Annotated in this window: 23 protein-coding genes and 1 other RNA gene; 8 read left to right on the top strand and 16 right to left on the bottom strand. The window is 53.4% G+C overall.

The annotated features are described in order from the left end of the window. Positions 1-714, bottom strand: coding sequence for a bifunctional protein-disulfide isomerase/oxidoreductase DsbC (gene dsbC / locus FDW97_RS21660; RefSeq protein ID WP_061382414.1), 714 nt, complete (start codon positions 712-714; stop codon positions 1-3). A 23-nt stretch (positions 715-737) separates the two neighbouring features. Then, entirely contained in the window at positions 738-1,634 is an 897-nt protein-coding gene (gene xerD, locus FDW97_RS21655) for a site-specific tyrosine recombinase XerD (RefSeq protein ID WP_038633475.1), read from the bottom strand. Between the two features lie 113 nt (positions 1,635-1,747). Between xerD and fldB the strand changes: the two genes are divergently transcribed. Then, positions 1,748-2,269, top strand: a complete 522-nt coding sequence (gene fldB / locus FDW97_RS21650; RefSeq protein ID WP_038633478.1) for a flavodoxin FldB — start codon at positions 1,748-1,750, stop codon at positions 2,267-2,269. Between the two features lie 100 nt (positions 2,270-2,369). Here fldB and FDW97_RS21645 read toward each other — a convergent pair whose 3' ends face one another. Both FDW97_RS21645 and sdhE read right to left on the bottom strand, forming a co-directional pair. Then, the gene (locus FDW97_RS21645) at positions 2,370-2,777 is read right to left on the bottom strand and encodes a protein YgfX (RefSeq protein WP_038633481.1); all 408 of its coding nucleotides are present in this window, start codon (positions 2,775-2,777) and stop codon (positions 2,370-2,372) included. Then, positions 2,758-3,024: an FAD assembly factor SdhE gene (sdhE, locus tag FDW97_RS21640; RefSeq protein ID WP_016154349.1), complete on the bottom strand. Its 267-nt coding sequence runs from the start codon at positions 3,022-3,024 to the stop codon at positions 2,758-2,760. The genes FDW97_RS21645 and sdhE overlap by 20 nt, the downstream gene beginning before the upstream one ends. 256 nt (positions 3,025-3,280) lie before the next feature. Here sdhE and ygfZ point away from each other — a divergent pair, with 256 nt between their 5' ends. After that, a complete protein-coding gene (ygfZ, locus tag FDW97_RS21635) occupies positions 3,281-4,261 on the top strand; it encodes a tRNA-modifying protein YgfZ (RefSeq protein ID WP_137351606.1) in 981 nt (326 codons plus the stop codon). A 91-nt stretch (positions 4,262-4,352) separates the two neighbouring features. Here ygfZ and FDW97_RS21630 read toward each other — a convergent pair whose 3' ends face one another. Both FDW97_RS21630 and yqfB read right to left on the bottom strand, forming a co-directional pair. Next, the gene (locus FDW97_RS21630; protein ID WP_137351605.1) at positions 4,353-5,012 is read right to left on the bottom strand and encodes a hemolysin III family protein; all 660 of its coding nucleotides are present in this window, start codon (positions 5,010-5,012) and stop codon (positions 4,353-4,355) included. 163 nt (positions 5,013-5,175) lie between these two features. Then, the gene (yqfB, locus tag FDW97_RS21625; protein ID WP_085048763.1) at positions 5,176-5,487 is read right to left on the bottom strand and encodes a N(4)-acetylcytidine aminohydrolase; all 312 of its coding nucleotides are present in this window, start codon (positions 5,485-5,487) and stop codon (positions 5,176-5,178) included. A gap of 52 nt (positions 5,488-5,539) precedes the next feature. On the opposite strand from yqfB, the gene FDW97_RS21620 reads away from it, so the two are divergent. Both FDW97_RS21620 and bglA read left to right on the top strand, forming a co-directional pair. Beyond that, positions 5,540-6,268 carry a MurR/RpiR family transcriptional regulator gene (locus tag FDW97_RS21620; RefSeq protein WP_137351689.1) on the top strand — a complete coding sequence of 243 codons (729 nt, stop codon included), beginning with the start codon at positions 5,540-5,542 and terminating at the stop codon, positions 6,266-6,268. A 120-nt stretch (positions 6,269-6,388) separates the two neighbouring features. Then, positions 6,389-7,822: a 6-phospho-beta-glucosidase BglA gene (gene bglA, locus FDW97_RS21615; protein WP_137351604.1), complete on the top strand. Its 1,434-nt coding sequence runs from the start codon at positions 6,389-6,391 to the stop codon at positions 7,820-7,822. A gap of 93 nt (positions 7,823-7,915) precedes the next feature. On the opposite strand, the gene FDW97_RS21610 is transcribed toward bglA, so the two are convergent. The 8 genes from FDW97_RS21610 to FDW97_RS21575 all read right to left on the bottom strand — a co-directional run bounded on the left by FDW97_RS21610 (position 7,916) and on the right by FDW97_RS21575 (position 18,123). Continuing rightward, positions 7,916-8,659: an SDR family oxidoreductase gene (locus tag FDW97_RS21610; protein ID WP_069324817.1), complete on the bottom strand. Its 744-nt coding sequence runs from the start codon at positions 8,657-8,659 to the stop codon at positions 7,916-7,918. 78 nt (positions 8,660-8,737) lie between these two features. Next, complete coding sequence (gene gcvP / locus FDW97_RS21605) at positions 8,738-11,611, bottom strand: aminomethyl-transferring glycine dehydrogenase (RefSeq protein ID WP_137351603.1); 2,874 nt, start codon at positions 11,609-11,611, stop codon at positions 8,738-8,740. Between the two features lie 162 nt (positions 11,612-11,773). Continuing rightward, a complete protein-coding gene (gene gcvH / locus FDW97_RS21600; protein WP_006686886.1) occupies positions 11,774-12,163 on the bottom strand; it encodes a glycine cleavage system protein GcvH in 390 nt (129 codons plus the stop codon). Between the two features lie 24 nt (positions 12,164-12,187). Beyond that, on the bottom strand, positions 12,188-13,282 hold the full coding sequence (gene gcvT / locus FDW97_RS21595; RefSeq protein ID WP_110496904.1) for a glycine cleavage system aminomethyltransferase GcvT: 1,095 nt from the start codon (positions 13,280-13,282) through the stop codon (positions 12,188-12,190). A 452-nt stretch (positions 13,283-13,734) separates the two neighbouring features. Next, on the bottom strand, positions 13,735-14,937 hold the full coding sequence (gene ubiI, locus FDW97_RS21590) for an FAD-dependent 2-octaprenylphenol hydroxylase (protein ID WP_137351602.1): 1,203 nt from the start codon (positions 14,935-14,937) through the stop codon (positions 13,735-13,737). 81 nt (positions 14,938-15,018) lie between these two features. Further along, complete coding sequence (ubiH, locus tag FDW97_RS21585; RefSeq protein WP_137351601.1) at positions 15,019-16,197, bottom strand: 2-octaprenyl-6-methoxyphenyl hydroxylase; 1,179 nt, start codon at positions 16,195-16,197, stop codon at positions 15,019-15,021. Beyond that, positions 16,194-17,519 (bottom strand): Xaa-Pro aminopeptidase, encoded by a 1,326-nt coding sequence (pepP, locus tag FDW97_RS21580; RefSeq protein WP_137351600.1) that lies wholly within the window; start codon positions 17,517-17,519, stop codon positions 16,194-16,196. The genes ubiH and pepP overlap by 4 nt, the downstream gene beginning before the upstream one ends. Before the next feature lie 25 nt (positions 17,520-17,544). Continuing rightward, positions 17,545-18,123 carry a YecA family protein gene (locus tag FDW97_RS21575; RefSeq protein WP_087856780.1) on the bottom strand — a complete coding sequence of 193 codons (579 nt, stop codon included), beginning with the start codon at positions 18,121-18,123 and terminating at the stop codon, positions 17,545-17,547. A 167-nt stretch (positions 18,124-18,290) separates the two neighbouring features. Here FDW97_RS21575 and zapA point away from each other — a divergent pair, with 167 nt between their 5' ends. The 3 genes from zapA (at position 18,291) to FDW97_RS21560 (ending at position 19,461) form a co-directional block, all read left to right on the top strand. Then, positions 18,291-18,620 (top strand): cell division protein ZapA, encoded by a 330-nt coding sequence (gene zapA / locus FDW97_RS21570; protein ID WP_003026980.1) that lies wholly within the window; start codon positions 18,291-18,293, stop codon positions 18,618-18,620. A 41-nt stretch (positions 18,621-18,661) separates the two neighbouring features. After that, positions 18,662-18,845: non-coding RNA, 6S RNA (ssrS, locus tag FDW97_RS21565), on the top strand. Between the two features lie 19 nt (positions 18,846-18,864). Further along, a complete protein-coding gene (locus FDW97_RS21560; protein ID WP_038633522.1) occupies positions 18,865-19,461 on the top strand; it encodes a 5-formyltetrahydrofolate cyclo-ligase in 597 nt (198 codons plus the stop codon). Between the two features lie 380 nt (positions 19,462-19,841). On the opposite strand, the gene serA is transcribed toward FDW97_RS21560, so the two are convergent. Further along, a complete protein-coding gene (gene serA, locus FDW97_RS21555) occupies positions 19,842-21,074 on the bottom strand; it encodes a phosphoglycerate dehydrogenase (RefSeq protein WP_006686878.1) in 1,233 nt (410 codons plus the stop codon). Positions 21,075-21,344: 270 nt separating this feature from the next. Beyond that, positions 21,345-22,004, bottom strand: coding sequence for a ribose-5-phosphate isomerase RpiA (gene rpiA / locus FDW97_RS21550; protein ID WP_170973713.1), 660 nt, complete (start codon positions 22,002-22,004; stop codon positions 21,345-21,347). A 170-nt stretch (positions 22,005-22,174) separates the two neighbouring features. Between rpiA and argP the strand changes: the two genes are divergently transcribed. Continuing rightward, positions 22,175-23,068: a DNA-binding transcriptional regulator ArgP gene (argP, locus tag FDW97_RS21545; RefSeq protein ID WP_032940465.1), complete on the top strand. Its 894-nt coding sequence runs from the start codon at positions 22,175-22,177 to the stop codon at positions 23,066-23,068. Positions 23,069-23,110: the final 42 nt, after the last annotated feature.

The following is a 23,110-nucleotide window of genomic DNA, read 5'->3' as shown; positions in this document are numbered from 1 at the left end:
TTATTTACCGCTGGTTTGTTTTGCATGTGCGTCGAGGAATTCTTTCATCTCTTTCGGGCCCTGATAGCCAGGCACGACATAGCCGTTGCTCAGCACAATCGCCGGCGTGCCGCTAACGCCAAACTGCACGCCCAGCGCGTAGTGGTTCGCGATATCCACATCACAGGTTGCTGGTTTCACGTCCTTGCCTGCCATCGCGTCATCAAAGGCTTTGTTTTTATCCTTCGCGCACCAGATCGACTTCATGTCCTGCTCGGCCTGGCTTTCCAGACCCTGACGCGGGAAGGCCAGATAACGAACGGTGATCCCCAACGCATTATAGTCTTTCATCTCTTCATGCAGCTTGTGGCAGTAACCACAGGTGATGTCGGTGAAAACGGTAATGACGTGTTTTTCCTGCGGCGCTTTGTAGACGATCATCTCTTTTTCCAGCGCGTTCAAATGCTTCATCAGCAACTGGTTAGTAACATTCACCGGGCTTGCGCCGCTCACGTCATACATCGGTCCCTGAATAATATGTTTACCGTCTTCAGTCACGTACAGCACGCCGCTATTGGTCAGTACGGTTTTCATGCCCGCCACCGGAGCAGACTGAATCTCGGTGCTCTGTACCCCCAGCTTTGCCAATGACTGGCGAATCGCCGCATCGTCTGCATGTACCATGCCGGAAAACGCCGTTGCCAGCAGGGTGAACATCATAAAACGTTTTTTCATAACCTATCCTTTCCTGTCAGCACTCACGCTCGCGGGTGATGCTGTTGATGTAATTGACGCAAGCGCTCCGTTGCGACATGAGTATAAATTTGTGTTGTCGAGAGGTCGCTATGCCCCAGTAGCATCTGCACCACGCGCAGGTCAGCGCCATGATTGAGCAAATGCGTGGCAAAAGCATGCCGCAGGACGTGCGGTGACAGCTTCTCGCTGTCGATTCCCGCCAACACAGCATAGTGTTTAATACGATGCCAGAAGGTCTGACGGGTCATCTGTTGCGCCCGCTGGCTGGGAAACAGCACATCAATCGATACGCCATTGAGCAACCATGGACGCCCATGTTCCAGATACGTTTCCAGCCAGTAAACCGCCTCTTCACCCAACGGCACCAGGCGTTCTTTGTTGCCTTTACCGATCACCCGAACCACACCCTGACGCAGGCTGACGTCACTCATCGTCAATCCCACCAGCTCAGATACGCGCAGGCCCGTTGCATACAATACTTCCAGCATGGCTTTGTCGCGTAGCTCCAGCGGTTGCTCAATCAGCGGCGCCTGCAACAGTCGCTCCACCTGTGCCTCACTGAGATCTTTGGGCAGGCGCTGCGGAAGCTTCGGTGATGCAAGCGAGGCGCTGGGATCGTCTTCGCGAAATTTTTCGCGGTACAGATGCTGAAAAAAGCGCCGCGTAGCACTGAGCAAGCGAGCGGAACTGGTGGCTTTATATCCCCCATCCATCCGCTCGGCCAGTAATGCCTGCAGATCATCGCTCTGCGCCGTCGCCAGCGAGACGCCACGGTGATGTAACCATTCGACAAGCATGGTCAGATCGCGACGATACGCACTTAACGTGTTTTCCGCCAGATTTCGTTCCAGCCAGAGGGCATCAAGAAACTGCTCGATGCGCGCCAGATCCTGTTCCACTCGCGCCCCTTATTCCACTCTCATTTTTGATGCATTATGCCTCATTGTGCCGGGATTGCGGCGATTCTGTTACACTACCCGCAACGCTACAGCAGAATTGAGATGTTTACGTCATGAACATGGGTCTTTTTTACGGTTCCAGTACCTGCTACACCGAAATGGCAGCAGAAAAAATCCGCGATATCCTGGGTCCCGAACTGGTGACACTGCACAACCTCAAAGATGATTCCCCGACCTTAATGGAGCAGTATGATGTGCTCATTTTGGGCATCCCGACCTGGGATTTTGGTGAAATTCAGGAGGATTGGGAAGCGGTCTGGGAGCAACTGGACGACCTCAACCTGGAAGGCAAAATTGTCGCGCTTTACGGGATGGGCGATCAGCTAGGATATGGCGAATGGTTCCTGGATGCGCTGGGGATGCTGCACGATAAACTGGTCACCAAAGGCGTCAAGTTTGTCGGTTACTGGCCAACCGAAGGCTATGAATTTACCAGCGATAAACCCGTCATTGCTGATGGACAGCTGTTTGTTGGTTTGGCACTGGATGAAACGAACCAGTACGATCTCAGCGATGAACGCATCCAGAACTGGTGCGAGCAAATTCTTGGGGAAATGGCCGAACACTGGTCCTGATAAGCGTGTTGCCGGATGACGCCGTGAACGCCTTATCCGGTTTACCTCACGCATCAAACCTAAGGCCCTAAAGCGGCACGCCATCAGATATTTGTTGGCATTACCCCTGCTTGGCCTGTTGCAGCATTAACCGCCGTAAATCTCGCCACTCAGCCTCATCCATACTGTCTGCCGCCAGCCACAAATGCTGACGTTTCCCGGTATCTGAACGCAAACGCAGCATCATGCCTGTTTTGACCATCCAGGGCGCGCTAACGATAGTCCACTCCTGCCCTTGCCAGCGCAGACGGCCGTCCATCAACAGCCTAATCTCGCCCTGACAGGCATTAATTCTACGTTGGCTGCGTACGCTATCGAACACCACCAGAGAGAGCAGAACCATCCATAATGGGGTGTAGCTCAAAGGCCAGGGCATCAATAAAATAAATACCGCGACCAGCCCATGAACGAGCAACGAAAGCCACTGCGCGCGCCACGAAACGCGTAAATCAGATTGCCACTGGACCACGTTCCCGATTCCGTGTCTGGATAAGTCGCACCATCTGCTCCAACTGAGCATCAGCTGGTTTCCCATGATTCATCAACCAGTTAAATAAATCTGGATCGTCACATTCTAGCAGACGGATAAAGATACGTTTTTCTTCGTCACTTAAGCTGTCATATTCATGTTCGAAAAACGGCATGATAGAGATGTCCAGCTCGCGCATACCGCGGCGGCATGCCCAATGAATACGTGCTTTATTGTTAATATCCATGTTCTTCTTCCTGTCTCGCGAAAACGAAGTATCCGGCTATTGTAACGTGTTTTTCACGCGCTTTTGCGGGATTATCAGCTAATGGAAGCACATTCGCTAAATAAAACCGCATTAAGTCAAAGGATTCATCATTTTTGGATGTCTCCTCGCAAAGCTAACTATATGGCACAAATAGCCTGTTTAAACCGCTTGCAATGGGCCATAGCTCTTTTACCATTAGTCATTATCACTGCGTTAAGCAAATCAGGACATTATTATGGCTTTTACATCTTTTCCTCCTCGCCAGCCTTTTGCGTCAACGCGTTTACCTCTGACGCTAATGACGCTCGATGACTGGGCGCTCGCCACCATTACCGGTGTCGACAGTGAGAAGTATATTCAGGGTCAGGTCACGGCTGATGTCAGCCAGATGACCGAGCATCAGCACGTGCTGGCAGCCCATTGTGATGCCAAAGGTAAAATGTGGAGCAATCTGCGCCTGTTCCGTAACAGTGACGGTTTTGCATGGCTTGAACGCCGCAGCTTGCGCGATGCACAGCTTACAGAACTGAAAAAATATGCGGTCTTCTCAAAGGTAGTGATTGCGCCGGACGACGAGCGTGTTCTGTTGGGCGTAGCGGGATTCCAGGCACGAGCGGCGCTGGCCAATCTCTTTAGCGAATTACCGAACAGCGAAAAACAGGTTATTACCGAAGATACTTCCACAATACTGTGGTTCGAACACCCTGCCGAGCGTTTCCTGCTGATTGTTGATGTTGCAACGGCGGAAAGCCTGGTTGAGAAACTGCGCGGCGAAGCGGAGTTAAATAACAGTCAACAGTGGCTGGCGCTGGATATCGAAGCGGGTGTTCCGGTCATTGATACTGCCAACAGCGGACAGTTTATTCCCCAGGCGACCAATATGCAGGCTCTGGGCGGGATCAGCTTCAAAAAAGGCTGCTATACCGGCCAGGAAATGGTGGCGCGCGCCAAATTCCGCGGCGCCAACAAACGCGCCATGTGGACTCTGGCAGGTACGGCCAGCCGGGTGCCGGAAGCAGGCGAAGATCTGGAACTGAAAATGGGTGAGAACTGGCGTCGTACTGGTATCGTACTCGCCGCAGTACAGCTCGCTGATGGCCAGATACTGGTGCAGGTCGTGATGAATAACGACATGGAAGCCGACAGCGTGTTCCGCGTTCGCGATGACGCAAAAACGCTGCATATTGTGCCGCTGCCGTACTCGCTGGAAGAGTAAAATCTTAACGCCGGATGGCGCTACGCTTATCCGGCCTACAGGCACATTTTGTAGGCCGGATAAGGCGTTAGCCGCCATCCGAAATCAAGGGTTACGCCTGTCCAACATACAAATAAATCGCCAGGAAGTGGCAAACGCTGCCGCCCAGTACAAAGCCGTGCCAGATCGCGTGGTTATATGGAATGCGCTTACAGACATAGAAAATAACGCCCAGCGAATACACCACACCACCAACGGCCAGCAACGTCACGCCTCCCGCCGCCAGTTTAACCGCCAATTGATACACCACAATCAGCGATAGCCAGCCCATTGTCAGGTAAGTCACCAGCGACAGAACCTTAAAGCGGTGCGCAATGGTCAGTTTGAATAAAATACCGAGCAGCGCCAGGCTCCAGATAACAATCATCAGTCCACGTGCCAGCGGCGAATCAAGCCCCACCAGCAGAAATGGCGTATAGGTCCCGGCAATCAGCAGATAAATCGCGCAGTGGTCGAATTTTTTCAGCCAGACTTTCGCTCGCTGATGGGGGATCGCGTGATACAAAGTTGAGGCGAGAAACAGCAGGATCATGCTGCCGCCGTACAGGCTATAACTGGTAATCGCCATAGCGCTGGCGTTGGTATCCACTGCCTGAACCAGTAACAACACCAGCCCGACAATCCCAAACACCAGCCCGATACCGTGACTGATGCTGTTGGCTATTTCCTCTGCCAGCGAATATCCCTGCACGATTAATGGTTTCTGAACCATAGCTTACTCCCGAGAAACGAACACTTTCGTTATTGCCCCTCTAGCGTAACTGAGAATGGTTCCAGTGAACACCTGTTAGCTGTAATATTTATCTTAAAATAAATAGTTCATAAAAATCATATAATTAATTTTAATCTTTCAGCTAACAAGCGTACACATTAAATCAAACACATTTAAAATCAATCACATAAAATTGCGTTTGATCCGGGTAAATTTCGGCAATCACACGTTTCAGTTCTTCAAGCGACATGTTTTCCTGCTGAGCATGTTTTTCAGTCAGCGTATCCAGCGTGACGGTTGAGGTGCCAACAACTTCAATCGTGCAGAAGTATCCCTCATCTTCAAAGCGCCCAACCCGTAGAATGTCACCGGTTTTGAAGTGTGATTCGGACTCGTCACGAATGGTGATGGTTTTGCGTCCGGCCAGTATGTCATCCTGGAAACGCTGAAAAAAAGTGATGTCATTTGGCTGCATGTTATTATTCCCTGTAGATGAAGTCTGATGAGTGAGTTTTGCTATTGTGAGTATGTTCTCCCACGCTGCCATCGCCAGTCTCAACAATCTTGAGATGCTGGTCTACAACTATGTCATCAAAAATCGTGACAAAGTCATGTACATGACCATTCGCGAACTGGCCGATGCCGTGGGCGTTTCCACTACCACCGTACTGCGCTTTTGCCGCAAGCTTAAGTGTGAAGGTTACTCAGAATTTCGCGTACGCTTCAAATTATATTTAGAGCAGAATGAACCGCAACAGGCTAATTTCGGCGCCAGCGAAATTATCAGCTTTTTTAAAAGCGTCAATAACGACGAATTCGATAAACTGCTCGATCAGGCTGTTGATATTATATTATCTTCCGAACGTATTATATTTGTTGGCGCAGGAACGTCAGGAGCGCTTGCGAAATACGGCGCGCGTTTTTTCTCCAACGTCGGAAAATTCAGTAATCATATTGACGACCCTTATTTTCCGGTAACCAATGATATGGCCAGAAACGCGCTGGCAATCGTGCTTTCCGTCTCCGGCGAAACAGAGGAGATCCTGCGTTTTGCCAGCCAGTTCAGCCTGCACAACTGTAAAGTGCTGTCTGTAACCAGCCATGAACAGTCACGTCTGGCGAAACTCGCCGACTTTAATCTCTCCTGGCACGTTCCACAAACACGCATTGCCGGGGTATACGATATAACCACGCAAATCCCCGTTATTTATATTCTGGAATCGCTTGGCCGCAAACTGGCGAAAAGAATAGCGTAAAAAAACAATCTGTTTTTTTGATGTAACAAATCACATTAATGCTATTTTGTTATATCGTGACATTTAGGTTTCCTTTGTTAGACTCAAAATCAGATTGTATTAATTTGAGACTGAGCGCAGATGAAAAAACTTACCTTAGCAAAAGATTTTTTATGGGGCGGCGCGGTTGCGGCGCACCAGGTCGAAGGTGGCTGGAACAAAGGTGGCAAAGGCCCCAGCATTTGCGACGTACTGACCGGTGGGGCACACGGCGTTCCACGAGAAATCACTCAGGAAGTCGTGCCCGGTAAATACTACCCCAACCACGAAGCCGTCGATTTTTACGGTCATTACAAAGAAGACATTAAGCTGTTTGCCGAAATGGGCTTCAAATGTTTCCGTACCTCCATCGCATGGACCCGTATCTTCCCCAATGGGGACGAAACCCAGCCGAACGAAGAAGGTCTGAAGTTCTATGACGACATGTTCGATGAATTACTGAAATACAACATCGAACCGGTCATCACCCTTTCCCACTTCGAAATGCCGCTACATTTGGTTCAACAGTATGGGAGTTGGACCAATCGCAAAGTTGTTGATTTCTTTGTTCGATTTGCTGAAGTCGTCTTTGAGCGTTACAAACACAAAGTCAAATACTGGATGACCTTCAACGAGATCAATAACCAACGTAACTGGCGCGCACCGTTGTTTGGCTATTGCTGCTCCGGTGTGGTGTATACCGAGCATGAAAACCCGGAAGAGACCATGTACCAGGTGCTGCATCACCAGTTCGTGGCCAGCGCGCTCGCAGTGAAAGCCGCACGCCGCATCAACCCGGAAATGAAAGTGGGCTGCATGCTGGCTATGGTGCCGCTCTATCCATTCTCCTGTAAGCCCGAAGATGTCATGTTCGCCCAGGAGTCAATGCGTGAACGCTACGTCTTTACCGACGTCCAGCTGCGCGGCTACTACCCAAGCTATGTGTTGAACGAGTGGGAACGTCGCGAATTTAACATCAGGATGGAAGACGGCGACGAGCAAATCCTGCGTGAAGGCACCTGCGACTATCTCGGATTTAGCTACTACATGACCAACGCGGTGAAAGCGGAAGGCGGTAGCGGTGATGCCATTTCCGGTTTTGAGGGTAGCGTGCCGAACCCGCACGTCAAAGCCTCCGACTGGGGCTGGCAGATTGACCCGATTGGCCTTCGCTATGCTTTATGTGAGCTGTACGAGCGCTATCAGAAGCCGCTGTTTATCGTTGAAAACGGGTTTGGCGCCTACGATAAAGTGGAAACAGATGGCAGCATCAATGATGACTACCGCATCGATTATCTACGCGCCCACATCGAAGAGATGATGAAGGCGGTCACCTATGATGGCGTAGATCTGATGGGCTACACGCCGTGGGGCTGCATTGACTGCGTTTCGTTCACCACCGGTCAGTACAGCAAGCGCTACGGCTTCATCTACGTGAATAAGCACGATGACGGCACTGGTGATATGTCGCGTTCACGCAAGAAGAGTTTTGAGTGGTATAAAGCGGTGATCGCCAGCAACGGCGAGAATCTGTGATTTTTCGCCGGATGGCGGCGTAAACGCCTTATCCAGCCTACAGGTATGATCCCGTAGGCTGGATAAGCGCAGCGCTATCCGGCCATTAAATCCCTACTTCCCGCCGGCCAGCTCCAGAAAACTGCCCGTGACGTAAGATGCCTTCTCGCTCAGTAGCCAGCAAATCGCCTGCGCGACTTCTTCCGGCTGCCCACCACGCTGCATAGGCAACATGGATTTCACGCGATCAACCCTTCCCGGCTCTCCACCCGACGCATGCATTTCAGTGTAGATCAGGCCTGGACGTACGCAGTTTACGCGGATCCCCTGCGCCGCCACCTCCAGTGCCAGGCCGGTGGTGAGCGTGTCCACCGCACCTTTTGAAGCGGCATAATCAACATATTCGAATGGCGCGCCGAGCCGTGATGCCGCCGAAGAGACATTCACAATCGCCCCACCCTGACCGCCGCGCTTAAACGACATGCGCTTTACCGCTTCCCGACAGCACAGAAAATAGCCGGTAACATTGGTCGCCAGTACGCGGTTAATTCGCTCTGCAGTTAAGTTTTCCACCGTGGTCTGTTCAAATAAAATCCCGGCATTATTCACCAGCGCAGTCAGCGGTTCCCCTTCACGGTCGATCGATTCAAACATCGCCAGCACCTGACTTTCATCACTGATATCCGCACGCAGCGCAAATGCCTTACCACCTGCCGCGACGATGTGGTTCACCACCTCGGTTGCCGCACGAATATTGTGATGAAAATTAACGGCGACCGTGTAACCCTCCAGTGCCAGTTGCAGCGCGGTTGCTCGCCCAATACCGCGACTGCCGCCAGTAACAAGTGCGATTCCCATAGAGACCTCCAGATATGAAAAAGCCGGGAGGCGGCTTCGCCTTACCCGGCCTGGAAATTATTCAACTACGCGGAAAAGTTACTGATATTCGCTCATCGGCACGCAGGAGCAGAACAGGTTACGGTCGCCGTAAACGTCATCAAGACGCTTCACGGTAGGCCAGTATTTGTTCGCCACGCCTGCCGGGAAGACTGCGATTTCGCGGCTATAACCGTGGTTCCACTCGCTCACCAGCTCATTCTGGGTGTGCGGCGAGTTTACCAACGGGTTATCTTCCAGCGACCACTCACCGGCTTTCACGCGCTCGATCTCAGCGCGGATTGCCAGCATCGCGTTAATAAAGCGATCCAGTTCCACTTTGCTTTCAGATTCGGTCGGTTCCACCATCAGCGTACCCGCTACCGGGAACGACATGGTTGGCGCATGGAAACCATAGTCGATCAGACGTTTGGCAATATCCAGTTCGCTGATGCCGGTCTCTTCTTTCAGTGGGCGAATGTCGAGAATACATTCATGCGCTACACGGCCATCGCGACCGGTATACAGCACCGGATAGGCATCTTTCAGACGGCTGGCAATGTAGTTAGCGTTAAGAATAGCGACCTGGCTTGCCTGCTTCAGACCTTCTGCGCCCATCATACGGATGTACATCCAGCTGATTGGCAGAATGGATGCGCTACCGAACGGTGCGGCAGACACCGCGCCCTGACGGGTAAGCATCCCTTCAATCTGTACCACGCTGTGGCCCGGCACAAACGGTGCCAGATGCGATTTAACGCCGATCGGTCCCATGCCCGGGCCGCCGCCGCCGTGCGGAATGCAGAAGGTTTTATGCAGGTTGAGGTGCGAAACGTCCGCGCCGATAAAGCCCGGCGTGGTGATTCCAACCTGGGCGTTCATGTTCGCGCCGTCGAGGTACACCTGGCCGCCGAACTGGTGCACAACTTCACACACTTCGCGGATCGTTTCTTCATATACGCCGTGGGTGGACGGATAGGTCACCATGATGCAAGAAAGGTTCGCAGCATGTTGTTCTGCTTTTGCCCGCAGATCGTCGAGGTCGATGTTGCCGTTCTTATCACAGGCGACTACCACCACCTGCATCCCCGCCATTTGTGCGGAAGCCGGGTTAGTACCGTGGGCGGACGCCGGGATCAGGCAGATATCGCGATGGCCTTCGTTACGGCTTTCGTGATAATGACGAATCGCCAGCAGGCCAGCGTATTCGCCTTGTGCGCCGGAGTTCGGCTGCATGCAGACTGCGTCATAGCCGGTCAGTTTTACCAGCCACTCGGAAAGCTGACCGATCATCTGGTGATACCCTTCCGCCTGCTCAGGCGGGCAGAACGGATGCAGTTCAGCGAATTCCGGCCAGGTGATAGGAATCATCTCGGCGGCGGCGTTCAGCTTCATGGTGCAGGAACCCAGCGGGATCATCGCCTGATTCAGCGCCAGATCTTTACGCTCCAGCGAGTGCATGTAGCGCATCATCTCGGTTTCGCTGTGGTAGCGGTTAAACACCGGATGGCTGAGGATCGCGTCGTCACGCAGCATGCTGCTCTGAATGGAACGACTGTCGAGCGCCACGTCTTTATCCAGCGTGTCGATGCTCAGGCCGTGGCTGTCGCCCAGCAGAACATTGAACAACTGCACCACGTTTTCACGGGTGGTGGTTTCGTCGAGCGTAATACCTACCGCGTTATGAATATCGCTGCGCAGGTTGATCTCTGCCGCTTCCGCACGCGCCAGTACCGTAGCTTTATCGGCCACTTCAACACACAGCGTGTCGAAGTAGTGCGCATGACGCAGCTTTAAGCCTTTCTGTTGCAGACCAGCCGCCAGAATATCGGTCAGGCGGTGGATACGATTAGCGATGCGCTTCAGACCGACCGGACCATGATAAACGGCATACAGGCTGGCGATGTTAGCCAGCAGTACCTGTGAGGTACAAATGTTGGAGTTCGCTTTCTCACGACGGATATGCTGCTCGCGAGTCTGCATCGCCATGCGCAGTGCGGTATTGCCCGCCGCATCTTTTGATACGCCGATAATACGGCCTGGCATGGAGCGTTTGAATTCGTCTTTGGCGGCAAAGAATGCCGCGTGCGGACCACCGTAACCCATCGGTACGCCGAAGCGTTGCGCAGAGCCGAAAACGATATCCGCGCCCTGTTTGCCCGGTGCGGTCAGCAGAACCAGCGCCATAAAATCGGCAGCGACGCTGACCACAACTTTACGGGATTTCAGCTCAGCAATCAGTTTGCTGTAGTCGTGCACTTCACCAGTGGTACCAACCTGCTGCAACAGCACGCCGAACACATCCTGGTGATCCAGTGCTTTCTCAGCGTCATCCACAATGACGTCAAAACCAAAGGTTTCTGCACGAGTGCGAACCACATCCAGCGTTTGTGGATGAACATCAGCCGCCACAAAGAAACGGTTGGCGTTTTTCAGTTTGCTGACGCGTTGGGCCATCGCCATGGCTTCGGCCGCCGCGGTGGCTTCATCCAGCAGAGAGGCGGAGGCCATGTCCAGCCCGGTCAGGTCCAGCGTGACCTGCTGGAAGTTCAGCAGCGCTTCCAGACGGCCCTGAGAGACTTCCGGCTGATACGGCGTATACGCGGTGTACCAACCCGGATTTTCCAGCATGTTACGCAGGATAACCGGCGGCAACTGCACGGCGGTGTAGCCCATGCCGATGTAGGACGTGAAGCGCTTGTTACGCCCGGCGATGGCTTTTAATTCGGCCAGCGCAGCGTATTCTGTCGCCGCCTCGCCTACCTGCGGCGGGGTTGCGAGCTGAATGTCTTTCGGCACAATCTGGCCGATCAGCGCGTTTAACGACTCGGCGCCAACCGCATTCAGCATCTCTTGCTGCTGCGCGGCGTCCGGTCCGATGTGGCGTTCAATGAAAGCGCCGCTGTTTTCAAGCTGGCTTAACGTCTGTGTCATGGGCGATGGTTCCTGAAACGTGCAGTGAATCGTGATTGTCTCTAACTCAATTGCCCGGTGGCGCTGACGCTTACCGGGCCTACGCGTGCGAAAACGAATACGCAAAATAATTCGCGTTGCAGTGAGTAGGCCGGATAAGCATTAGCGCCATCCGGCACAACATTATTCGTCTTCTAACAATGCTTCGTACGCAGTGGCATCCAGCAGCGATTCGATTTCGCTTTCATCGCTGGCTTTGATTTTGAAGATCCAGCCGCCGGCATATGGTTCGCTGTTAACCAGTTCCGGGGAGTCGCTGAGCGCGTCGTTAACCGCGACAATCTCACCGCTTACCGGCGCATAAATATCAGAAGCCGCTTTTACGGATTCCGCAACGGCGCAGTCATCGCCCGCGCTGACGGTGGCACCAACTTCTGGCAGGTCTACGAAAACCATGTCACCCAACAGCTCCTGAGCATGTTCGGTGATACCAACGGTGTAAGAGCCGTCAGCTTCTTTGCGCAGCCATTCGTGTTCTTTGCTGTATTTCAGTTCTGCAGGTACGTTGCTCATCAATCAATCTCCAAAAAGGATGAATCACGCGACGGCTTTGCCGTTACGCACAAAAACAGGTTTAGTGACTTTTACAGGCATTTCGCGGTTACGGATCTGCACGATCGCTGTCTCACCGATACCCGCAGGGACACGCGCCAGCGCGATGCTGTAGCCCAGGGTTGGGGAGAATGTTCCGCTGGTGATAATGCCTTCATGTTGGTTACCGGAAGTGTCAGTGAAACGGACTGGCAGTTCATTACGCAGCACGCCCTTCTCGGTCATCACCAGTCCGACTAGCTGTTCATGGCCTTTGTCGCGCTGCATTTCCAGTGCTTCACGACCAATAAAGTCGCGGTCGGCAGGTTCCCACGCAATGGTCCAACCCATGTTGGCTTCCAGCGGAGAAATCCCTTCGTCCATCTCCTGACCATACAGGTTCATACCCGCTTCCAGACGCAGCGTGTCACGCGCGCCCAGACCGCAAGGTTTGACGCCTGCTTGTACCAGCGCACGCCAGAAATCAGCCGCTTTTTCATTCGGCATGGCGATTTCATAGCCTGCTTCGCCGGTATAACCGGTGGTTGCGATAAACAAATCACCCGCCTGAACGCCGAAGAACGGCTTCATACCTTCTACCGCATGGCGCTGTTCGTCAGTAAACAACGTGGCTGCTTTTTCCTGCGCGTTTGGCCCCTGCACCGCAATCAGAGACAGGTCGTCACGAACGGTGATGTCGATGGCGTAGGGTTCAGCGTGTTGGGTAATCCAGGAGAGGTCTTTTTCGCGGGTGGCGGAGTTTACAACGAGGCGGAAGAAATCTTCAGTGAAGTAATAGACAATCAGGTCATCTATCACACCGCCCGATGCGTTAAGCATACCGGAGTAGAGGGCTTTACCCGTCTTCGTTAGCTTCGCAACGTCGTTTGCCAGCAGATAACGCAAGAACTCCCGGGTGCGGCTGCCGCGCAGGTCGACGATGGTCATATGCGACACATCAAACATACCGGCATCGGTGCGAACAGCATGGTGTTCATCGAGCTGAGAACCGTAATGCAGTGGCATCATCCAGCCATGGAAATCTACCATGCGCGCGCCACATAGCGTGTGTTGTTCGTACAAAGGAGTCTGTTGAGCCATCTTTTCCTCGTTGAATAAGCGGGGCTACCAACTCTTTCGCGGTGAAATTTTCGCCACGAAACCCAGCACCGCAGCCGCTCCAGGGGCTACGACGCAAACGTTCTCTTTGTCCTGAACTTACCACCGAAACAGACGCTAAACCATAAGGCAAAATTAGCCATCACATTAGCTTATGGCAAAAAATGGCCAGATCGACGACAGAATATAAACCCACAAGTACGCCAAAAAATCAGAACAACAAACAGGAAAGAGAAGAAAAAATCAGCATCAAGCCACATTAAATATGGAAAAAATGTCAAAAATGGCGTTATGAAAAAAACGTGATATTAAAAAAACTAATGCGAAAAAAGGTGTGGAATTAGATTATTTCAAATGAGAGAAGCATCCCGGCGCGAGGGCCGGGAGAGGAAAATGTGACGGGTCTCAAACTCTTAAGATTGTCCTTACGGACGCTAGCGTAGCCACTCGGGAAGATCGTTCAGCCCCATCGCCTGACGGATGAGCTGCGGTTTTACACCCGGAAGGGTATCGGCCAGTTTCAGACCAATATCACGCAGCAGTTTTTTCGCCGGATTCTCGCCGGCAAACAGTTCACGGAAGCCCTGCATACCGGCCAGCATCATTGCTGCGCTGTGCTTACGGCTGCGCTCATAACGACGCAAATAGAGATACTGGCCAATATCTTTGCCCTGACGTTGTAGCCGCTTAAGCTCATCGATAAGCTCTGCCGCATCCATAAAGCCGAGGTTAACCCCCTGGCCCGCCAACGGATGGATGGTATGCGCCGCATCCCCCACCAGCGCCAGACGATGGGCGGCGAACTGACGAGCATAGCGTCCCGTTAGCGGAAACGTCTTCCGTTCGCTTTCAACGTTGCACAGGCCCAGACGGTTATCAAAAGCGATATTCAGCGCCTGATTAAACTCATCAACGCTTGCCTGCTGCATGCGTTCGGCTTCCTGCGGAGAAAGTGACCAGACGATAGAGCACAGATGCGGGTCACTGAGCGGCAGGAATGCCAGGATACCCTCGCCGTGAAACGCCTGGCGCGCAACCGCGCCGTGAGCTTCCTGCGTACGGATCGTCGCCACCAGCGCATGATGACGGTAATCCCAGAAGGTGAGCGGAATGTCTGCTTTATTACGCAGCCAGGAGTTAGCGCCATCCGCGCCGATCACCAGGCGAGCCGTCAGCATTGTGCCCTCTTTCAGAGTCAGAAATGCCTCGTTCTCCCCCCTGGCTACCTGCTGTATTTCAGCGGGCGCCAGCAGCGTAATATCCGGCGAACGCTGCGCCTTTTGCCATAGCGCGTAATGGATCTCTGCGTTTTCGACGATGTGGCCCAAATGGCTGTAGCCCATGCTCTGGTCGTCAAATTCAATACGCCCGAAGCTGTCTTTGTCCCAGACTTCCATACCGTGATAGCAGCACGCGCGACGGGCAGCGATATCTGACCAGACGCCCAAACGAGTAAGCAGTTTTTCACTGGCGGCATTGATTGCCGACACGCGAAGCTGAGGAGGTGCATCCACCGCCAACGACTGCGGAACATGTTGTTCTAACACCGCAACGCGTAACCCGCTGCCCTGCAAGCCGCAGGCAACCGCCAGTCCCACCATGCCGCCACCGACAATTGCTACATCAACACTTTGCACTGTTTACTCCTGGAAACCGGAACAATCAAAACCGTAGGCCGGATAAGGCATTTACGCCGCCATCCGGCTTACAGGCCATATTTATCGCGCAACCCAACCCAGGGTCCGCTCCGCCAGCGCATCGCGCGCGGGTGTGAATAACTCCATCGCCATCAGCCCGGCATTTCGCCCAACAACCAGCGGGGCCCAGCGGTTGGCAAACAGATACACCAGATTGTTGGTTACGCCAATTGTCGTTTCGCGATCGCGCTCACGACGTTGCTGATAGCGTGCCAGCACTGCGTAATCACCAATATCTTCCGCGCAGTTTTGCGCCTGAGTTAACGTCTCAGCAAGGCTCATTACGTCGCGCAGACCAAGGTTGAAACCTTGTCCGGCAATGGGATGTAGCGTCTGAGCGGCGTTCCCCACCAGCACGGTACGATGGGTAATCGCCTTCAGCGCAGTGGTTAATGACAGCGGATAAGCGCTGCGTTTACCGGTCTGGGTAATACGTCCCAGCCGCCAGCCAAACGCGGTTTGCAATTCACGGCAAAACCGTTCGTCGGACCAGGCCATGATCTCATCGCGCTGATCCAGCGGATGGCACCACACCAGCGAGCAGCGACCATCAGACATCGGGAGCATTGCCAGCGGGCCATGCTGCGTAAAACGTTCAAACGCGCGCCCATCGTGGGGAACGGAGGTCGAAACATTGGCGATTACCGCCAGTTGTTCATAAGGCTGCTGCAGCCAGTCCACACCGCAGGCGGTAGCCAGCGCGGAACGTGTACCGTCAGCGGCGACCACCACGCGACCGGTAATGGACTCGCCATTTTCCAGTGTGACCTCAACATGACCCTGCGTACGCGACACGCTGGCTACGCGATCGGGACAATGCAGCGTGACGCCCGGCGCTTTACGCAGTAGCGCAAACAGACGCAGCCCAACATCGTGGAGTTCCACCACCTGACCCAGCGCCGGGAGACGATATTCCTGCGCATCCAGCGTAACAAATCCGGCATGGCCGCGATCGCTGACGTGGACCGTTTTAATTGCCGTTGCGCAATCGGCAATCGCCTGCCACACGCCAATTCGCGCCAGCTGCTGACAGGTTCCTGCCGCCAGCGCAATCGCCCGGGCGTCAAACCCAGGATGACGGTCAGTTTCAGGTTCGCTCGCTTCTATCAGATGAACTGGCAGCGTCCCATGACTGAGCTGGGAAATGGCCAGCGCCAGCGTCGCGCCGACCATGCCACCACCAACGATAATTACGCTCATTGCAGTCGCGCCGCAGCCATTAAGGCTTCAATATCATCCGCTTTCTTCACCACGCTGGCGGTCAGATTTTCATTACCGTCTTCGGTGATAAGGATGTCATCTTCTATACGAATGCCAATGCCCCGATAAGCAGCCGGTACATCGGCATCCGGCGCGATATATAACCCTGGCTCGACGGTCAGCACCATTCCTGGCTCAAGGATACGCGAACGATCCTGACCATAAACGCCAACATCGTGCACATCCAGCCCCAGCCAGTGGCTAAGGCCATGCATAAAGTATGGCCGGTGCGCATTCTCGGTAATTAACTGGTCGACGTCGCCGTGCAATATGCCAAGCTTCACCAGACCGGTAATCATGATGCGCACAACTTCACCGGTGACGTCCTGAATGGAAGTTCCGGGGCGATACAGACATAGGCTGGTCTCTAAGGATTCCAGCACGATATCGTAGATTTCGCGCTGCGCGGGGGTAAATTTGCCATTAACCGGAAAAGTACGCGTAATGTCGCCCGCATAGCCTTTGTATTCACAGCCAGCGTCAATCAGCACCAGGTCGCCATCGCGCATTTCACTTTCATTTTCGGTGTAATGCAGGATACAGCCGTTTTCACCGCTTCCGACAATGGTGTTATAGGACGGATAACGCGCGCCGTGGCGGGTAAATTCGTGGTGAATCTCCCCTTCCAGTTGGTATTCAAACATCCCCGGACGGCATTTTTCCATCGCGCGGGTATGCGCCAGGGCGGTGATCTCTCCAGCACGGCGCATGATCGCAATCTCTTCTGGTGATTTGAACAGGCGCATTTCATGCACCATCGGACGCCAGTCGATGATCGCGCCAGGCGCGTGCAGATTTTGTCTGGAACCTTTGCGTAGTTTATCCAGCGCCGTGCAGACAATTTCGTCAGCCCAAGCGTACTCGCCCTGTGCGTGATACACCGCGTCCAGGCCATTGAGCAGCAAGTGCAGTTGTTGGTTGATTTCACTGAAGGCCAGCGCCCGGTCAACGCCGAGTTTTGCCGGCGCGGCATCCTGGCCCAGACGGCGGCCAAACCAGATCTCCGCCGTCAGATCGCGAACCCGGTTGAACAAAACGCTGTGGTTATGAGTATCATCACTTTTAATCAGCACCAGCACGGCTTCAGGCTCGTTAAAGCCGGTGAAATACCAGAAATCACTGTTCTGGCGGTACGGGTATTCACTGTCCGCGCTGCGCGTCGCTTCCGGCGCGGCAAAAATCAGCGCGGCGCTGCCGGGCTGCATTTGTGCCAGCAAAGCCTGACGACGACGCTGGAATTCTTGCTGAGATATCTCACTCATAACACTCTCCTTGGCGTTGTTGTATTTAGTGCAGAGTCGGTTTACGGACTTCCGGCGCTGTCGGCTGCTGACGCGTAAACGTGTCATGGCACAGCAAGGCGGCTACACGCACGTATTCGATGATCTCTTCGAGCGACATTTCCAGCTCTTCCTGATCTTCGTCTTCGTCATAGCCCAACTGGGCGATATTGCGCAGGTCGTCAATCGCTTCACCGGTTTCGCCGGTCACTTTGTCGAGCTTAGGCTGCGTGACGCCGAGGCCCAGCAGGAAGTGGTTTACCCAGCCAGCCAGCGCATCGGCGCGATCGAATACGCTGACGTCATCACCTTCAGGCAGAAAAAGCTGAAAAAGGAAGCCGTCGTCCTCAAGGGCATCGCTGGTAGCAGAGTGCATTTTCAGCAGCGCCTGAGCCAGCTCGTGACCAAAGGCCAGACCTTCGTTCGTCAGGTCGTGCAACAGCGGCTGCCATGAGCTGTCGTTGTTACCGCCACAAATTATCCCGCTGATTAAGCCGTGCATTTCGGCCGGGGTTAATCCAGCCCCTTGTTGGTTCAAAAACTGGCTAACTTCGCTGTAGCCAGGCATTTCGTTCTGTATAGACATAAGCATTCGTCATCAAAGGGAGGAATATTCATGATATGCTACCACTTTGGACCCTGGTGGACCAGAAAAGGGCTTGTATCTTGATACCAGGGTAGCTATAGTGTCGCCCCTTCGCGGACCCAAGGTCTGGAGACGAAGGCAGCGCAGTCAATCAGCAGGAAGGTGGCATGTCTGCACAACCCGTCGATATCCAAATATTTGGCCGTTCACTGCGAGTGAATTGCCCGCCTGAACAAAGGGATGCGTTGAATCAGGCTGCGGACGATCTCAATCAGCGATTGCAAGATCTGAAAGTTCGCACTAGAGTCACAAATACTGAGCAGTTGGTTTTCATCGCCGCGTTGAACATCAGCTATGAATTAACTCAGGAAAAAGCGAAGACGCGTGAGTACGCGGCGAGCATGGAACAACGTATTCGGATGCTGCAACAGACCATCGAACAAGCGTTGCTTGATCAGGGTCGCATAACCGAAAAAACGGGCCAAAACTTTGAATAACACTTTTCGGTTTACTGTGGTAGAGTGACCGTGAAGACAAAATTTCTCTGAGATGTTTGCAAGCGGGCCAGTCCCCTGAGCCGATATTTCATACCACAAGAATGTGGCGCTCCACGGTTGGTGAGCATGCTCGGCCCGTCCGAGAAGCCTTAAAACTGTGACGACACATTCACCTTGAACCAAGGGTTCAAGGGTTACAGCCTGCGGCGGCATCTCGGAGATTCCCTTCTACCTGGCAACAGCCATGACACTACTTTCTGAACTCCCTTTATCCCGACAAGAAATACGCACACTGATTCGTCAGCGTCGCCGTGCGCTTACCAGCGATCAGCAACAACAATTTGGTCAGCAAGCCGCGACCAGAATGCTCAGTTTTCCCCCTGTTGTTCTTGCCCATACCGTAGCGGTGTTTCTCTCTTTCGATGGCGAACTCGACACCCAACCGCTGATCGAACAGCTGTGGCGAGCGGGTAAGCGCGTCTACCTTCCGGTTCTTCATCCCTTCAGCCCTGGCAACCTGCTGTTCCTGCACTATCATCCGCAGAGTGCGCTGGTGACCAACCGCTTAAAGATCCAGGAGCCGCGACTTGATGTCCGCGACGTATTACCACTGGCAAAGCTGGATGTACTGGTTACGCCGTTAGTCGCGTTTGATGAAGACGGGCAGCGCCTGGGCATGGGCGGCGGATTTTATGACCGTACGTTGCAAAACTGGCAGCAGCATAAGATCCAGCCCGTGGGCTACGCGCATGATTGCCAGTTAGTGGAAAAGCTGCCTGTCGAAGAGTGGGATATCCCACTGCCTGCGGTGGTGACACCATCCAAAATTTGGCAGTGGTAGCCGTTTTTTGCCGATTGACAGCGCCGTTTTTTTGACCTAAATTCCTCGGTGAAGGGTGAGGGAGGCGAACCTCCCTCCTGCGTACTCTCTGTTAATATGCTGGGCAAGCGATGATTAACAGGATCAGCAGCATGATGACGTATCTCATCATCGTCCCTTTCCTTTTTAGAGCCCCTGCTTCGGTAGGGGCTTTCCCGTTTCAGCGCGATGCTGAGCCCCTATCGTAAATTTCTTTTAGTGCTGTACAACACGCAGCACTGCCTTTAGTTGCCAATTGCGGCAAGGCTCGAAAACAGAATGTATGCGTTACAGAAAGAAATTTTGAGGCAGGGAAATCAGAGGAAAGATGGGCAGGTCATCGCCTGCCCATTTAGAGGAAATTAGTACAGCAGACGGGCGCGAATGGTTCCCGGAAGGGCTTTCATCGCCAGCAGCGCTTTTTCCGCCACATCTTCATCCGCTTCAATATCGATGACCACATAACCTACCTGCGCGGAAGTCTGCAGATACTGCGCGGCAATGTTGACGCCCTGCTCGGCAAAAATCTGGTTCAGCGCGGTCAGAACGCCAGGACGGTTTTCGTGAATGTGCATCAGACGACGACCACCGTGCAGCGGCAGCGAAACTTCCGGGAAGTTAACCGCAGACAGCGTGGAGCCGTTGTCGGAATACTTGATCAGTTTCCCCGCCACTTCCAGACCGATATTTTCCTGTGCTTCCAGCGTGGAACCACCAATATGCGGCGTCAGGATCACGTTGTCGAAATCACACAGCGGCGAAGTGAACGGATCGCTGTTCGTTGCCGGTTCGGTTGGGAACACGTCAATTGCCGCCCCTGCAAGATGTTTGGTCGCTAACGCGTCGCACAACGCAGGAATATCAACCACCGTACCGCGTGCGGCGTTAATCAGCAGTGCGCCCGGTTTCATCAGCGAAATCTCACGCGCGCCCATCAGGTTTTTGGTAGAGGCATTTTCCGGCACGTGCAGGCTCACCACGTCGCTCATATTGAGCAGATCGGAAAGATGCTGAACCTGCGTGGCGTTACCCAGCGGAAGTTTATTTTCAATATCATAGAAATAGACATGCATCCCCAGCGATTCCGCCAGAATGCCTAACTGAGTACCAATGTGCCCGTAGCCGATGATCCCCAGTTTTTTGCCGCGCGCTTCAAAAGAGCCAGTAGCCAGTTTATTCCACACGCCGCGGTGCGCTTTGGCGTTCGCTTCTGGTACACCGCGTAGCAGTAGCAGCAGTTCGCCAATCACCAGTTCAGCAACGGAACGTGTGTTAGAGAATGGCGCGTTAAACACCGGGATCCCGCGCTTTGCCGCAGCGCTAAGATCAACCTGGTTGGTGCCGATGCAGAAGCAACCAATCGCGACCAGTTTTTCTGCGGCGGCAATTACATCTTCAGTCAGATGGGTACGGGATCGCAGGCCAATGAAGTGAGCATCACGGATGGACTCTTTCAGTTGTTCGGTGTCCAGAGCGCCTTTGTGAAACTCGATGTTGGTATAACCTGCTGCACGAAGGCTCTCGAGTGCTTTTTGGTGCACGCCTTCTACCAGCAGAAATTTAATCTTATCTTTCTCCAGTGATACCTTTGCCATTTCCCCGACCCTGTCTTTTTTGTCCAATCTGATGTGTTGTGTGTGGGATTTTCATCCGCCTCTTCAACATATCAAAAAATAATATTGCAGCAATATGAACGTTTGCGTCGTCATGCTGAGGAAATGTCATTCAGCGGGAAATGTCAGAGGAAAATACTGGCGATAACTTTTTCTTTGGAGAGATCGGCAGGGCAATATTGTAAACGTGACACAAGTCACCAAATTTGCCCTGCCAAAATTTTTTTAACGGGAGAAGACGCTCCCATCAGATCATTTTACGATAGTTTTCACGCCGTCTGTGGTACCGATCAGCGCGACATCCGCACCACGGTTAGCGAACAAACCTACGGTTACCACGCCCGGAATCGCATTAATGGCGTTTTCCAGTGCGATAGCGTCGAGGATTTCCAGACCATGCACGTCAAGGATCACGTTACCATTGTCAGTTACCACGCCCTGACGGTATTCAGGACGACCGCCCAGCTTCACCAACTGGCGAGCCACTGCGCTACGCGCCATTGGGATAACTTCTACCGGCAACGGGAAGTTACCGAGAATATCGACTTCTTTGGACGCGTCAGCGATGCAGATAAATTTCTTCGCCACGGAAGCAATGATTTTTTCACGGGTCAACGCTGCGCCACCGCCTTTAATCATCTGCATATGGCCGTTGATTTCATCTGCACCGTCAACGTAGACGCCGAGGCTGTCCACTTCGTTAAGATCGAACACGTGGATGCCAAGGCTTTTGAGTTTTTCGGTCGAGGCGTCAGAACTGGACACCGCGCCTTCAATCTGACCTTTCATTGTGCCCAGCGCATCAATAAAGTGTGCGGCTGTTGAACCTGTACCTACGCCCACAATGGTACCGGGCTGTACATACTGAAGTGCCGCCCATCCTACTGCTTTTTTCAGTTCATCCTGCGTCATGATCGTTTCGCCTGTGGTGTGAATATGGTGGGAAAATTCACGCGCATTATAGAACATTGTGCAGAAAAATGTCCCCACACCCGCTCCCGGGTGGCTGATTTCGTCTTTACCCAACCCAAATTTGTGTCATAGTGCAGAACAAGCAAAAATTTCAGGAGTGCGCCAAAGCAATGAAACGTCCGGACTACAGAACACTACAAGCACTGGATGCGGTTATTCGTGAACGAGGATTTGAGCGCGCGGCGCAAAAGCTGTGCATCACGCAATCCGCCGTTTCACAGCGCATAAAACAGCTTGAGAATATGTTCGGACAGCCGCTGCTGGTGCGTACCGTACCGCCTCGCCCTACTGAACAAGGGCAGAAACTCCTGGCGCTCTTACGCCAGGTTGAACTGCTGGAAGATGAGTGGCTGGGTGATGAGCAAACTGGCTCCACGCCACTGCTGCTTTCGCTGGCGGTGAACGCCGACAGTCTGGCAACCTGGTTGCTTCCGGCGCTGGCCCCGGTACTGGCTAATTCACCGATTCGGCTGAACCTGCAGGTTGAGGATGAAACGAGAACGCAGGAACGTCTGCGCCGTGGTGAAGTGGTCGGTGCGGTGAGTATTCAACATCAGGCGCTGCCAAGCTGTCTGGTGGATAAACTTGGCGCGCTGGATTACCTGTTTGTGGGTTCAAAAGCGTTCGCCGAGCGCTATTTCCCGAACGGCGTCACTCGCTCTGCCCTGCTGAAAGCCCCGGCGGTCGCGTTTGACCATCTTGATGATATGCATCAGGCGTTCCTGCAACAAAACTTCGATCTGCCGCCAGGCAGCGTGCCGTGCCATATCGTTAACTCATCAGAAGCCTTCGTCCAGTTGGCCCGTCAGGGCACGACCTGCTGCATGATCCCGCACTTACAGATAGAAAAAGAGCTGGAAAGCGGTGAGCTCATCGACTTGACGCCGGGCCTGTTCCAGCGTCGGATGTTGTACTGGCACCGTTTTGCGCCGGAAAGCCGCATGATGCGCAACGTTACCGACGCGCTGCTGGCTTACGGTCACAACGTACTGCGTCAGGATTAAACTGTTTGTAGCCTCTGAGTGCCGGATGGCGGCGTAACGCCT

The sequence above is a fragment of the Citrobacter sp. wls708 genome (assembly GCF_005281255.1).
GTDB classification, from domain to species: Bacteria; Pseudomonadota; Gammaproteobacteria; order Enterobacterales; family Enterobacteriaceae; genus Citrobacter; species Citrobacter werkmanii.
This window is presented reverse-complemented; position numbering and strand designations above follow the sequence as displayed.

What these genes read in the sequence shown, in the direction of transcription:
- zapA (WP_003026980.1), top strand. Translation starts at nt 18,291, where the DNA reads ATGTCTGCACAACCCGTCGATATCCAAATATTTGGCCGTTCACTGCGA.
- dsbC (WP_061382414.1), bottom strand. Translation starts at nt 714, where the DNA reads ATGAAAAAACGTTTTATGATGTTCACCCTGCTGGCAACGGCGTTTTCC.
- fldB (WP_038633478.1), top strand. Translation starts at nt 1,748, where the DNA reads ATGAACATGGGTCTTTTTTACGGTTCCAGTACCTGCTACACCGAAATG.
- FDW97_RS21560 (WP_038633522.1), top strand. Translation starts at nt 18,865, where the DNA reads ATGACACTACTTTCTGAACTCCCTTTATCCCGACAAGAAATACGCACA.
- gcvP (WP_137351603.1), bottom strand. Translation starts at nt 11,611, where the DNA reads ATGACACAGACGTTAAGCCAGCTTGAAAACAGCGGCGCTTTCATTGAA.
- bglA (WP_137351604.1), top strand. Translation starts at nt 6,389, where the DNA reads ATGAAAAAACTTACCTTAGCAAAAGATTTTTTATGGGGCGGCGCGGTT.
- gcvT (WP_110496904.1), bottom strand. Translation starts at nt 13,282, where the DNA reads ATGGCTCAACAGACTCCTTTGTACGAACAACACACGCTATGTGGCGCG.
- FDW97_RS21575 (WP_087856780.1), bottom strand. Translation starts at nt 18,123, where the DNA reads ATGTCTATACAGAACGAAATGCCTGGCTACAGCGAAGTTAGCCAGTTT.
- ygfZ (WP_137351606.1), top strand. Translation starts at nt 3,281, where the DNA reads ATGGCTTTTACATCTTTTCCTCCTCGCCAGCCTTTTGCGTCAACGCGT.
- ubiH (WP_137351601.1), bottom strand. Translation starts at nt 16,197, where the DNA reads ATGAGCGTAATTATCGTTGGTGGTGGCATGGTCGGCGCGACGCTGGCG.
- gcvH (WP_006686886.1), bottom strand. Translation starts at nt 12,163, where the DNA reads ATGAGCAACGTACCTGCAGAACTGAAATACAGCAAAGAACACGAATGG.
- yqfB (WP_085048763.1), bottom strand. Translation starts at nt 5,487, where the DNA reads ATGCAGCCAAATGACATCACTTTTTTTCAGCGTTTCCAGGATGACATA.
- rpiA (WP_170973713.1), bottom strand. Translation starts at nt 22,004, where the DNA reads ATGACGCAGGATGAACTGAAAAAAGCAGTAGGATGGGCGGCACTTCAG.
- argP (WP_032940465.1), top strand. Translation starts at nt 22,175, where the DNA reads ATGAAACGTCCGGACTACAGAACACTACAAGCACTGGATGCGGTTATT.
- FDW97_RS21620 (WP_137351689.1), top strand. Translation starts at nt 5,540, where the DNA reads ATGTTCTCCCACGCTGCCATCGCCAGTCTCAACAATCTTGAGATGCTG.
- serA (WP_006686878.1), bottom strand. Translation starts at nt 21,074, where the DNA reads ATGGCAAAGGTATCACTGGAGAAAGATAAGATTAAATTTCTGCTGGTA.
- FDW97_RS21630 (WP_137351605.1), bottom strand. Translation starts at nt 5,012, where the DNA reads ATGGTTCAGAAACCATTAATCGTGCAGGGATATTCGCTGGCAGAGGAA.
- sdhE (WP_016154349.1), bottom strand. Translation starts at nt 3,024, where the DNA reads ATGGATATTAACAATAAAGCACGTATTCATTGGGCATGCCGCCGCGGT.
- FDW97_RS21610 (WP_069324817.1), bottom strand. Translation starts at nt 8,659, where the DNA reads ATGGGAATCGCACTTGTTACTGGCGGCAGTCGCGGTATTGGGCGAGCA.
- pepP (WP_137351600.1), bottom strand. Translation starts at nt 17,519, where the DNA reads ATGAGTGAGATATCTCAGCAAGAATTCCAGCGTCGTCGTCAGGCTTTG.